The sequence below is a fragment of the Nostoc sp. T09 genome, from assembly GCF_002154695.1.
Lineage (GTDB): Bacteria > Cyanobacteriota > Cyanobacteriia > Cyanobacteriales > Nostocaceae > Aulosira.
Map to the genome: position 1 here is coordinate 544 of NZ_MTAV01000259.1, position 221 is coordinate 764.

The 221-nt window shown below is 45.7% G+C and carries 1 protein-coding gene; it reads right to left on the bottom strand.

All coding sequences use genetic code 11. From position 1 onward, the window contains the following. The coding region (locus BV372_RS36980; protein WP_218776809.1) for an MFS transporter at positions 1–221 on the bottom strand (221 nt) is incomplete at both ends.

A 221-nucleotide genomic window follows, 5' to 3' on the forward strand; every position in this document is an offset into this window, starting at 1 on the left:
AAGGCTTACGACCAAATTTATCCACGAAAGCGATCGCCACGAGGGTAGTAATAATGTTGACGGCTCCGGTGATCACTGTAATCGTGAGCGAATTTTTTTCTGAGAACCCGACTGCTCGCCACAATACACTGCTGTAATAGAAGATGACATTAATCCCAACCAATTGCTGGAATACAGATAAGCCGATTCCGATCCAAACAATTGGCAGCAGTCCGCCACTT